Source organism: Streptomyces sp. NPDC107575, assembly GCF_055657265.1.
The window spans coordinates 113,257-124,961 of the sequence record NZ_JBVKBG010000009.1 but is presented as its reverse complement, the minus strand read 5'-3'; the positions used below and the strand labels follow the sequence as shown (position 1 = coordinate 124,961).

The window sequence follows — 11,705 nt, the reverse complement described above, 5'->3', positions numbered from 1 at the left end:
GGGGACTGGGCGGACCGCAGGGAGTGTGTGGGGAGCCGGAACGTTACTCGTAGGTAGACGAGTTGGGGAGCGTTTAGTCGAACGATCAGTCCGTGCGGGGCGACTTTTCTTGTACGTGAGGTGAGTGTTGCTGGTGGGGGACTTGTACGGCGGATGACTTTTCCTGATCGCCGCCGTCCGCTATGGGATCGGGAGGCTCCGATTCCAGGACGGGGAAGCGCCGCGGGGCCAGTGTCAGGAGGACGAGCAGGGCGACCGCGGCGGCGCAGGCCGCGCCGACGTACACCGAGTCGACGGCCGCGTCGATCGCCCGGCGCACCCCGTCGGCGCCCTTGTCGCGGGCCACCGAGTCGAGGTCGGCGCCGGAGCCGAGGCGGGCCGAGATCACGCCGTTGGCGACCGCGCCGAAGACGGCGGCGCCGACCGTCTGCCCGATCTGTCGGTAGAACAGCACCGACGCGGTGGCGGTGCCGCGCTCCGCCCAGCCGACCGTGGACTGCACGCCGACGATGAGCGGGAGCTGGAAGAGGCCGAGGGTCGCGCCGAGCAGCAGGCTGAGCAGCGTGGGCTGCCAGACCTCGCCCGGGTACGGCAGCAGCAGCGGGAACGCGGCGAGCAGCACGAGCGCCCCTGCCATGCCGAGCGCGGCCGTGTCGCGGAAGCCGATCCTGCGGTACACGTGCTGGCTCAGGGCCGCGGAGACCGGCCAGCTCAGCGTCATCACGGAGAGCACGAAGCCGGCGGCCGTGGGGGACAGGCCGAGGACGGACTGCGCGTACGTCGGCAGGAACGCGGTCGGTGCCACCATCAGCAGGCCCATCGCGCCGAGCGCCAGATTGACCGCCGCGATGGTGCGCCGCCGCCACACCCAGCCCGGCAGGATCGGCTCGGACACCCTGCGTTCGATCACGAACACGGCGCCGATGAGGGCAACTCCCGTACAGAGCAGGGCGATCGAGGGCGCGGACCCCCACGACCAGGCGACGCCGCCCTGCACCAGCCAGGTCAGCAGTGCCCCGCCGGCCGCGAACACGGCGAGCGCGCCCGCCCAGTCGATCCGGGGCCGCTCCGTGCGCTCCCGGTCCGCCCGGGGTTCGTGCAGATGACGTACGAGGAGGAAGAGGGCGACGGCGCCGATCGGCAGGTTGATCAGGAAGATCCAGCGCCAGCCCGCGTACGAGGCGAGCAGCCCGCCGAGCGCCGGGCCGAGGACCGATGACGTGGCCCACACGGTCGACAACTTGGCCTGGATCTTGGGGCGTTCCTTGAGCGGGTAGAGGTCGGCGGCCAGGGTCTGCACCGTGCCCTGGATCGCGCCGCCGCCGAGGCCCTGGACCACCCGGAAGGCGATCAGGGCGCCCATGTTCCACGCGGACGCGCACAGCAGCGAGCCGACCAGGAAGAGCACGCTGCCCGCGATCAGCACGGGCTTGCGGCCGAAGGTGTCCGACAGCTTCCCGTAGACGGGGAGGGTGACGGTGACCGCGAGCAGATAGCCCGAGAACAGCCAGGAGAAGACGGAGAAGCCGCCGAGGTCGCCGACGATCTGCGGCACCGCGGTCGAGACGATGGTCGTGTCGAGCGCGGCGAGCGCCATGCTCAGCATCAGCGCGGCGACGACCGCCGCGCGGCGCCGGTCGGTGGTTCCCTGCATGCGTTCCCCCTGCACGTATCTACGTCAGGAGCTTAGGCGGGTGGAGGCGACCCTGAGTAGAGGTCCACCGAGGGGTGGACCTCCCCTAAGGGGGGCTCCGTAGAAGGGGGCAGGGTCGGGTCGTCCCGCTGGAGGACGAGGGGGCGCGGGGACCTTCGTAGCGTTTGGGGGGTGGGGTTTTCCCCCGGAAAAGACGGGGCTTTTCTGCAACGCGCCGGGGCACCCCGCTCCACCAGACTTGGCCGCACAAGGCGTTGTTCCACGCATCCGACGCGTGACCGACTTAGGAGACTTACCGTGACTACGGCTGCAACCATCCCCAGGCACGGGGGCACTGGACAGAGTTCGGCCGTCGCCGCGCGAGCGCGGCAACTGGTGAAGGCGTACGGGTCGGGGGAGACCCGCGTCGTCGCGCTCGACCAGGTCGACGTGGACATCGCGCGCGGCCGGTTCACCGCGATCATGGGCCCTTCGGGCTCCGGTAAATCGACGCTGATGCACTGCCTGGCGGGCCTGGACACGGTCACGTCGGGACAGATCTTCCTCGACGAGACCGAGATCGCCGGCCTGAAGGACAAGAAGCTCACGAAGCTCCGCCGGGACCGCATCGGCTTCATCTTCCAGGCGTTCAACCTGCTTCCGACGCTGAACGCGATCGAGAACATCACGCTCCCGATGGACATAGCCGGCCGCAAGCCGGACGCCGCGTGGCTGCGCCAGGTCGTCGAGACCGTGGGGCTCGCCGAGCGCCTGAAGCACCGGCCCACGCAGCTCTCCGGCGGTCAGCAGCAGCGGGTCGCCGTGGCGCGCGCCCTGGCCTCCCGGCCGTCGATCATCTTCGGTGACGAGCCGACAGGAAACCTCGACTCGCGGGCGGGCGCCGAGGTCCTCGGCTTCCTGCGCCGCTCGGTCGACGAGCTGGGGCAGACGATCGTGATGGTCACGCACGACCCGGTCGCCGCCTCCTACGCGGACCGCGTCCTGTACCTCGCCGACGGCCGCATCGTCGACGAGATGGCCCGTCCGACCGCCGAGGCCGTCCTCGACCGCATGAAGGACTTCGACGCCCGGGGTCGCACGTCATGAGTGCCAACACGGTCATGAAGACCTCCCTGCGCAACTTCTTCGCGCACAAGGGCCGGATGGCCCTCTCGGCGGTCGCCGTCCTGCTCTCGGTCGCCTTCGTCTGCGGCACCCTCGTGTTCACCGACACGATGGACAAGACCTTCGACAAGCTGTTCACGGCCACCGCGTCGGACGTCACCGTCAGTCCCAAGGACGCCGAGGCCGAGGGCAGCGCCACCGGTCGGCCCGAGGCGCTGCCCGCGTCCGCGCTCGCGACCGTCCGGAAGGCCGAGGGCGTCAAGTCCGCCGAGGGCGCGGTCAGTTCGATGAACGTGACGGTGGTGAACTCCGACAACAAGAACATGGGGTCCACGACCGGCGCCCCCACCATCGCGGGCAACTGGACGCACAACGACCTGCGTTCGATGGAGATCACCTCCGGGCACGCGCCGCGCGGCCCCACCGAGGTGATGGTCGACGCCGACACGGCGAAGAAGCACCACCTCGCGATGGGCGACGAGCTGCGCACCATCACGGCCTCGGGTGACATCAAGGCGAAGATCACCGGCATCGCCTCCTTCAAGGTCACCAACCCCGGCGCGGCCGTCGTCTACTTCGACACCGCGACCGCGCAGCACGAACTCATCGGCAAGACGGGGCGGTTCACCCAGATCAACGTCGCCGCCGCCGACGGTGTCAGCGACGCGCAGCTCAAGAAGGACGTCGCCGCGGGCCTCGGCGCCGACGGCACGTACAAGATCCAGACCCAGCAGGAGGCCGCGGACGCCAACGCGGCGGACGTCGGCTCCTTCATGGACGTCATCAAGTACGCCCTGCTCGGCTTCGCCGGCATCGCCTTCCTTGTCGGCATCTTCCTGATCATCAACACCTTCTCGATGCTGGTCGCCCAGCGCACCCGCGAGATCGGCCTGATGCGCGCCATCGGCTCCTCGCGCAAGCAGGTCAACCGGTCGGTGCTCGTCGAGGCGCTGCTGCTCGGCGTCGTCGGCTCGGTGCTCGGTGTCGGCGCGGGCATGGGCCTGGCGATCGGCCTGATGAAGCTCATGTCCTCCATGGGCATGGACCTCTCGACCGACGACCTCACCGTGAAGTGGACGACCCCGGCGATCGGGCTGCTGCTCGGCATCGTCGTCACCGTCCTCGCCGCGTATCTGCCGGCCCGCCGCGCGGGCAAGGTCTCCCCGATGGCGGCGCTGCGCGACGCGGGCACCCCCGCCGACGTCAAGGCGGGCGTCGTACGCGGCATCATCGGCGTCGCCCTCACGGCGGGCGGCGGCTTCTCCCTCTATCTCGCCGCGCAGGCCGACAAGGCGAGCGAGGGCGCGCTGTGGCTCGGCGTCGGCATCGTCGCCTCGCTCATCGGCTTCGTCGTCGTGGGCCCGCTGCTCGCCGGCGTCGTGGTCCGCGTGATCAGCGCGGTCCTGCTCCGGATCTTCGGCCCCGTCGGGCGGATGGCCGAGCGCAACGCACTGCGCAACCCGCGCCGCACCGGTGCGACCGGCGCGGCCCTGATGATCGGTCTCGCGCTCGTCGCCTGCCTCTCCGTCGTCGGCTCCTCGATGGTGGCCTCGGCGACCAGCGAGCTCGACAAGTCGGTCGGCGCGGACTACATCGTCGAGGGCCAGGGCGGCATCAAGCCGCAGGCGGCCCACGAGCTCAAGCAGGTCGAGCAGGACGGGTACGTCTCCCACGTCACGGAGGTCAAGTACGTCAAGGCCGACCTGACCGCGCCGAACGGCGCGAAGAAGTCGGAGGAGCTGGTCGCGGCCAGCCCCACCTACGCCCAGGACCTGCGCCGCGAGACGACCTCCGGCGAGCTGTCGGCGGCGTACGGGAAGGACGCGATGTCGGTCGGCTCCGGCTTCGCCGAGAAGCACGGGGTGAAGGTCGGCGACACCATGACCGTCGCCTTCGACCACGGGCGCACCGCCAAGCTCAGGATCGCGGCCGTCACCTCGGACGACACCACGTTCGACAAGGGCGCCATGTACACGAACCTGACGACGGCGGCGAGTTACCTGCCGGCGGACCGGATGCCGCTGAACGGGATGATGTTCGCGAAGGCGGAGCCCGGCAAGGCCGACCAGGCGTACAAGGCGCTCAAGGCCTCGGTCGCCGCCGATCCGACGGTCCACGTCAAGGACCAGACCGACTACAAGCAGACGCTGAAGGACCAGATAGGCCAGCTCCTGAACATGATCTACGGGCTGCTCGCGCTCGCGATCATCGTGGCGGTGCTCGGCGTCGTGAACACGCTGGCCCTCTCGGTGGTCGAGCGGACCCGGGAGATCGGCCTGATGCGCGCCATCGGCCTCTCGCGTCGCCAGCTGCGCCGCATGATCCGCCTGGAGTCGGTGGTCATCGCCGTCTTCGGCGCCCTCCTGGGCCTCGGCCTCGGCATGGGCTGGGGCGCGACGGCCCAGCAGCTCCTGGCCCTGGAGGGCCTCGGCGTCCTGGAGATCCCCTGGCCGACCATCACCGCGGTCTTCATAGCCTCGGCTTTCGTGGGCCTCTTCGCCGCCCTGATCCCGGCGTTCCGGGCAGGCCGCATGAACGTCCTGGGCGCGATCGCGACGGAGTAAGCGCAGAGTGAGCCAAATCAAGCCCCTGCGGCGATTGAGCAGCGGGGTCCGGGGCGGAGCCCCGCGACCGCAACGCCGCGGGGGCTGCCACACCCGGGCGGGGCGAAACGGATCAAACGGGTGAGCCCCCGGAGGAAGACGTACGCTGGGAACCCCCGGCCCGTACCACGTGTCGGGCCCTTCGCGTTGCCCTCCGACCCGGGACGGACCTTCTCCATGAGCCTGCACGGACTGCTCGACGCCGTCGTCAAGGACGCGGCCCTCGTTGAAGCGGTGAAGGCCGCCGGTGACGGCAACCGGATGCACGTCGACCTGGTGGGCCCACCCGCCTCCCGCCCCTTCGCCATCGCCGCGCTCGCCCGCGAGGCGAAGCGCCCCGTCCTCGCGGTGACCGCCACGGGGCGCGAGGCCGAGGACCTGGCGGCAGCGCTGCGCTCACTGCTCCCGGCCGACGGCGTCGTGGAGTACCCCTCGTGGGAGACGCTGCCGCACGAGCGGCTCAGCCCGCGCTCGGACACCGTCGGCCGCCGCCTCGCCGTGCTGCGCCGCCTCGCGCACCCCAGCACCGACGACCCGGAGACCGGCCCGGTCTCCGTCGTCGTCGCCCCCATCCGTTCCGTGCTCCAGCCGCAGGTCAAGGGCCTCGGAGACCTGGAGCCCGTGGCCCTGCGCACCGGGCAGAGCGCCGACCTGGAGGAGACCGTCCAGGCGCTGGCCGCGGCGGCGTACGCCCGGGTCGAGCTCGTCGAGAAGCGCGGCGAGTTCGCCGTGCGCGGCGGCATCCTCGACGTCTTCCCGCCGACGGAGGAGCACCCGCTCCGCGTCGAGTTCTGGGGCGACGACATCGAGGAGATCCGCTACTTCAAGGTCGCCGACCAGCGCTCCCTGGAGATCGCCGAGCACGGCCTGTGGGCGCCGCCCTGCCGCGAGCTGCTGCTCACGGACGACGTCCGCGCCCGCGCGGCCGAGCTCGCCGAACAGCACCCGGAGCTGGGCGAACTGCTCGGCAAGATCGCCGAGGGGATCGCCGTCGAGGGCATGGAGTCCCTCGCCCCCGTCCTCGTCGACGACATGGAGCTGCTGCTCGACGTGCTGCCGGCCCGGGCGATGGCCATCGTCTGCGACCCGGAGAGAGTGCGTACGCGCGCAGCCGACCTGGTGGCGACGTCGCAGGAGTTCCTCCAGGCGTCCTGGGCGGCCTCCGCCACCGGCGGCAAGGCCCCCATCGACGTCGGCGCCGCGTCCCTGTGGGCCATCGCGGACGTCCGGGACCGGGCGCGCGAGCTCGGGATGATGTGGTGGTCGGTGTCCCCGTTCGCGGCGGACGAGGCGAGCACGGATTCGGACACGGACACCCTCCAGCTCGGCATGCACGCCCCGGAGACGTACCGCGGCGACACCGCCCGCGCGCTCGCCGACACCAAGGGCTGGCTCGCCGACGGCTGGCGCGCGGTCTACGTCACCGAGGGCCACGGCCCCGCGACCCGCACCGTGGAGGTGCTCGGCGGCGAGGGCATCGCGGCCCGCCTGGAGAAGGACCTCGGCGAACTCGCGCCGTCCGTCGTCCAGGTGTCCTGCGGCAGCCTCGAATTCGGCTTCGTGGACCAGGCGTTGAAGCTCGCCGTCCTCACCGAGACCGACCTCACCGGGCAGCGGGCCGCCGGCAAGGAAGGCGCCCGCATGCCCGCGCGGCGCCGCAAGACCATCGACCCGCTCACCCTCGAATCCGGCGACTACATCGTGCACGAGCAGCACGGTGTCGGCCGCTACATCGAGATGGTGCAGCGCACGGTGCAGGGCGCGACCCGCGAGTACCTCGTCGTCGAGTACGCGCCCGCCAAGCGCGGCCAGCCCGGCGACCGCCTCTACATCCCGACGGACCAGCTGGAGCAGATCACCAAGTACGTCGGCGGCGAGGCCCCGACGATGCACCGGCTCGGCGGCGCCGACTGGACCAAGACGAAGGCGAAGGCCAAGAAGGCCGTCAAGGAGATCGCGGCCGACCTGATCAAGCTGTACTCCGCGCGCATGGCGGCGCCCGGCCACGCCTTCGGCTCGGACACGCCCTGGCAGCGGGAACTGGAGGACGCGTTCCCGTACGCGGAGACGCCCGACCAGCTGACGACGATCGCCGAGGTCAAGGAGGACATGGAGAAGACGGTCCCGATGGACCGCCTGATCTGCGGCGACGTCGGCTACGGCAAGACGGAGATCGCGGTCCGCGCCGCCTTCAAGGCGGTCCAGGACGGCAAGCAGGTCGCCGTCCTCGTGCCCACGACGCTGCTCGTGCAGCAGCACTTCGGCACGTTCACCGAGCGGTACGGCCAGTTCCCGGTGAGCGTCAAGGCACTGTCGCGCTTCCAGACGGAGACCGAGTCGAAGGCGACGCTCGAAGGCCTCAAGGACGGCGCGGTCGACATCGTCATCGGCACGCACCGCCTGTTCTCCTCCGAGACCAAGTTCAAGGACCTCGGCCTGGTCATCGTCGACGAGGAGCAGCGGTTCGGCGTCGAGCACAAGGAGCAGCTGAAGAAGCTCCGCGCCAACGTCGACGTGCTGACGATGTCCGCGACCCCCATCCCCCGTACGCTCGAAATGGCGGTCACCGGCATCCGCGAGATGTCGACGATCACCACGCCGCCGGAGGAGCGACACCCGGTGCTCACCTTCGTCGGCCCGTACGAGGAGAAGCAGATCGGCGCGGCGATCCGTCGCGAACTGCTGCGCGAGGGCCAGGTCTTCTACATCCACAACCGCGTCGAGTCGATCGACAAGGCGGCGGCGCGGCTCCGGGCGATCGTGCCGGAGGCGCGGATCGCGACGGCGCACGGCCAGATGTCCGAACAGGCCCTGGAACAGGTCGTCGTGGACTTCTGGGAGAAGAAGTTCGACGTCCTCGTCTCGACGACGATCGTCGAGTCCGGCATCGACATCTCGAACGCCAACACCCTGATCGTCGAGCGCGGCGACAACTTCGGCCTCTCCCAGCTGCACCAGCTGCGCGGTCGTGTGGGCCGTGGCCGCGAGCGCGGTTACGCGTACTTCCTGTACCCGCCGGAGAAGCCCCTCACGGAGACGGCGCACGAGCGTCTCGCGACGATTGCCCAGCACACGGAGATGGGCGCGGGCATGTACGTCGCGATGAAGGACCTGGAGATCCGCGGCGCGGGCAACCTGCTCGGCGGCGAACAGTCGGGTCACATCGCGGGCGTCGGCTTCGACCTGTACGTACGCATGGTGGGCGAGGCCGTCGCGGACTACCGCGCCTCGCTGGAAGGCGGCGTCGAGGAGGAGCCGCCGCTGGAGGTCAAGATCGAGCTCCCGGTCGACGCGCACGTCCCGCACGACTACGCGCCGGGGGAGCGGCTGCGCCTCCAGGCCTACCGCGCCATCGCCTCCGCGAACACGGAGGAGGACGTCAAGCACGTCCGCGAGGAACTCGTCGACCGCTACGGCAAGTTGCCCGAGCCGGTGGAGAACCTGCTGCTCGTGGCGGGTCTTCGGATGCTGGCGCGGGCCTGCGGGGTCGGCGAGATCGTCCTCCAGGGCAACAACATCCGCTTCGCGCCGGTGGAGCTGCGCGAGTCCCAGGAGCTGCGCCTCAAGCGCCTCTACCCCGGCACGGTCATCAAGTCGGCCACCGGCCAGCTCCTCGTCCCGCGCCCGAAGCCCAAGAAGATGGGCGGCAAGCCGGTGGTCGGCCGCGAACTGCTGGCGTGGGTCGGCGAGTTCCTGACCTCGATCCTGGGCGCGTAGCCCTCCGGCCGATCAACAGGTGGGGGCGGGCGTCGGCCCGCCCCCACCTGTTTTCACCTGCCCCAAATAACCGAACAGGCTCCCCGTGCGGCGCCTCGTGGATTACTGTGCGCGACGACCGCAGTTCTTCACGCTTTCTCCACACGGGGTCCACATGTTCAACAGATCTGGCCAGTCGTCGATACGCAGACGCTCCGCGGGCTTCGCCGCCGCGTGGGCCCTTGCCCTGTCCCTGGCCGTCGGCGCCTGCGGGGCCGGCTCCGGAACGGACGACGTCGCCGACGCGCGGCCCTCGAAGTCCGTCTCCGCGACGCCGACTCCGAGCCCCACCCCGTCCACGCAGTCGCCGACCCCGACGCCGAGCCCGACCCGGACGACGCACTCGCCGACTCCCAAGGCCCCCAGGGCGACGCCCACGCCGACCCGGACGAGGACGCAGGCCCCCGCCCCGAAGCCGACCAGGACGACCCAGGCCCCGGCGCCCACGCGGACGACCGCCGCACCGAAGCCGGCCGCGCCCACCTGCGAGATCGTCTCCAACGCGGGCAACTGCTACAACGCGGGCCAGTTCTGCCGAAACGCCGACGTCGGCCGCACCACGCACGCCGCCAACGGCCGCATCGTGAAGTGCACCTTCAGCTCCGGTTCCAACCGCTGGGTCTACGCCTGACACACACGGCGCGGGCGGGAAAACCGGCTGCGGCCCGGACCCGTCCGCTGCACGATGTGCGCATGAGCCCCGACCCCGGCACGGACCTGACGATCACCACCCTCGCCGAGCGGCCCGAACTCGCCCTCGCCATGTGGACGATGCCGGACACCTGGCCCGCGTTCATCGGGCACGACGCGTGCGCCGCGACCTTTCTGCGGCGCATCTGGCAGGAGCTGCCCGAGTACGCGTTCGTGGCGACGGACGCCGAGGGGGCCGTGGTCGCCAAGGCGTACAGCGTGCCGTTCGCGCTGCACGGTGAGGGGCGCGGTGCGCTGCCGGACGGGGGCTGGGACCAGGTGCTGCAGTGGGCGTTCGCCGACCGGTCCGCCGGGGTCGCGCCGGACACCGTGAGTGCCATCGAGATCGCCATCGCGCCGGAGTGTCAGGGGCGCGGACTCTCCGGCCGGATGCTGGCCGCGATGCGGGAGAACGCCCGCGCCCGCGGCTTCGCCGAGGTCGTCGCTCCGGTGCGGCCGAGCGCCAAGCACCTCGAACCCCGGGCGCCCATCGGCGAGTACGCGTTCCGGGTGCGGGAGGCGGACGGGCTGCCGCACGACCCTTGGCTGCGGGTGCACGTACGGGCGGGCGGCGTCATCGAGAAGGTGGCGCCCGCCTCGATGGTCGTGGCGGGATCGCTGGCGGAGTGGCGGAACTGGACCGGTCTCCCCTTCGACAAGGAGGGCCCGGTCGAGGTCCCCGCCGCGCTGGTGCCGGTGCGCTGCGAGCCCGAGCACGACTACGCCGTGTACGTCGAGCCGAACGTGTGGGTGCGGCACACCGTGTGAACCCGTGAACCGCTGTGAACCCTGTGAACACGCGGACGCGGCACGCGCGTTGAGCGCGTGCCGCGTCCACTCCCCCCATTTTCCGAAGCCGGTTACAGCTTCAGGTCCCATTGCGAGCCGTCGTAGTCGAAGCTCGGCGTGACCTCGACGGTCAGGTTCTTCGCGTCCGCCGGGGCGTCGAAGCCGTAGACGACCGTGGCCTTCTTGCCGGGCAGGATCGTGCCGCTGAAGCCGTCACCGACGTTCTCGTCGAAGATCTGCTCCGACTTCACGCCGTCCTTGCCCGAACGGGCGTCGGCCGTCAGCAGGCTCGCGTCGAACTTCTCCTTGGAGCCGTTCGTGACGGTCACCGTCACCTTGTACGCGTGGTTGCCCTTCTTGTGGCCCGCCGCGAACTCGTCCGGGCTGTACGTGACCGCGTTGGAGACGGAGACGGTCAGGTCGTCGTCGTAGACCACGGCGTCGCCCGCGGCGAGCGTCTTGCCCGCGGCCGGCTTCTCCCCGCCCTTGCCGCCGTCCTTGCCCTTCGCGTCGCCGGACGACGTGTCCTTGGCCTTCGTGTCGGACACCGACTTGTTGAGGTCGTCGACCAGGTCGTCCGCCGCCTTGAACACCGTGTACGCCCCGAAGACCGCGAGGCCCATGGCCGCGAGGCCGAGGATCGTGCCGGCCAGGGCGATGCCCTTTTTCGTGGCCTCGCCGCGCTTGGCCCTGCCGCGCCCCGTCAGGCCCAGGATCAGGGCGATCACGCCGAGGATCCCCGCCAGCCAGAACAGCAGCGGAATGAGACCCGACAGGGCGCCGATGACGCCGAGGATCAGCGCCGCCGTCCCCAGCCCGTTGCGCGCGACCTGCCGCGGCGGCTGCTGCTGGAACGGCGGGTACTGGGGGTACTGCTGGGGCGGCTGGGTCTGGGACATAGCTGTTCCTCCGAGATGAGAGAAGCCAACCTCCCCCCGGCTTTCCGTGTATCCGGCGGTTGGCTGAGGCAATAACAGCACTAGCTGTGAACCGAGTCAACCTGGTTCACAAAACTTCATGCGCTCACGGCTGTGAATGCGGGTCTTGCGCGGGAGTCTGTATGGTCGGTCGCACAGGCACGTCAGGACGTCACCGCGCGGCGGACGTCC

Annotated in this window: 7 protein-coding genes; 5 read left to right on the top strand and 2 right to left on the bottom strand. The window is 70.5% G+C overall.

The window, feature by feature from the left end; translation table 11 throughout:
- Positions 1-85: 85 nt before the first annotated feature.
- The gene (locus ACZ7L4_RS36715; protein ID WP_472109388.1) at positions 86-1,654 is read right to left on the bottom strand and encodes an MDR family MFS transporter; all 1,569 of its coding nucleotides are present in this window, start codon (positions 1,652-1,654) and stop codon (positions 86-88) included.
- Positions 1,655-1,951: 297 nt separating this feature from the next.
- Here ACZ7L4_RS36715 and ACZ7L4_RS36710 point away from each other — a divergent pair, with 297 nt between their 5' ends.
- The 5 genes from ACZ7L4_RS36710 (at position 1,952) to ACZ7L4_RS36690 (ending at position 10,575) form a co-directional block, all read left to right on the top strand.
- On the top strand, positions 1,952-2,740 hold the full coding sequence (locus tag ACZ7L4_RS36710) for an ABC transporter ATP-binding protein (RefSeq protein ID WP_472109387.1): 789 nt from the start codon (positions 1,952-1,954) through the stop codon (positions 2,738-2,740).
- A complete protein-coding gene (locus tag ACZ7L4_RS36705; RefSeq protein WP_472109386.1) occupies positions 2,737-5,322 on the top strand; it encodes an ABC transporter permease in 2,586 nt (861 codons plus the stop codon). Before ACZ7L4_RS36710 ends, ACZ7L4_RS36705 begins: the two co-directional genes overlap by 4 nt.
- A 216-nt stretch (positions 5,323-5,538) precedes the next feature.
- Entirely contained in the window at positions 5,539-9,078 is a 3,540-nt protein-coding gene (gene mfd / locus ACZ7L4_RS36700; protein WP_472109385.1) for a transcription-repair coupling factor, read from the top strand.
- Between the two features lie 154 nt (positions 9,079-9,232).
- Positions 9,233-9,748 carry a hypothetical protein gene (locus ACZ7L4_RS36695; RefSeq protein WP_472109384.1) on the top strand — a complete coding sequence of 172 codons (516 nt, stop codon included), beginning with the start codon at positions 9,233-9,235 and terminating at the stop codon, positions 9,746-9,748.
- 62 nt (positions 9,749-9,810) lie between these two features.
- Positions 9,811-10,575 (top strand): GNAT family protein, encoded by a 765-nt coding sequence (locus ACZ7L4_RS36690; protein ID WP_472109383.1) that lies wholly within the window; start codon positions 9,811-9,813, stop codon positions 10,573-10,575.
- 92 nt (positions 10,576-10,667) lie between these two features.
- Here the strand turns inward: ACZ7L4_RS36690 and ACZ7L4_RS36685 are convergent, their stop codons facing one another.
- Positions 10,668-11,495: a DUF4190 domain-containing protein gene (locus ACZ7L4_RS36685; protein ID WP_472109382.1), complete on the bottom strand. Its 828-nt coding sequence runs from the start codon at positions 11,493-11,495 to the stop codon at positions 10,668-10,670.
- Positions 11,496-11,705: the final 210 nt, after the last annotated feature.

Bases quoted from the DNA above. Each gene is read 5' to 3' on its own strand.
- ACZ7L4_RS36715 (WP_472109388.1), bottom strand. From the start codon at position 1,654: ATGCAGGGAACCACCGACCGGCGCCGCGCGGCGGTCGTCGCCGCGCTG.
- ACZ7L4_RS36705 (WP_472109386.1), top strand. From the start codon at position 2,737: ATGAGTGCCAACACGGTCATGAAGACCTCCCTGCGCAACTTCTTCGCG.
- mfd (WP_472109385.1), top strand. From the start codon at position 5,539: ATGAGCCTGCACGGACTGCTCGACGCCGTCGTCAAGGACGCGGCCCTC.
- ACZ7L4_RS36695 (WP_472109384.1), top strand. From the start codon at position 9,233: ATGTTCAACAGATCTGGCCAGTCGTCGATACGCAGACGCTCCGCGGGC.
- ACZ7L4_RS36690 (WP_472109383.1), top strand. From the start codon at position 9,811: ATGAGCCCCGACCCCGGCACGGACCTGACGATCACCACCCTCGCCGAG.
- ACZ7L4_RS36685 (WP_472109382.1), bottom strand. From the start codon at position 11,495: ATGTCCCAGACCCAGCCGCCCCAGCAGTACCCCCAGTACCCGCCGTTC.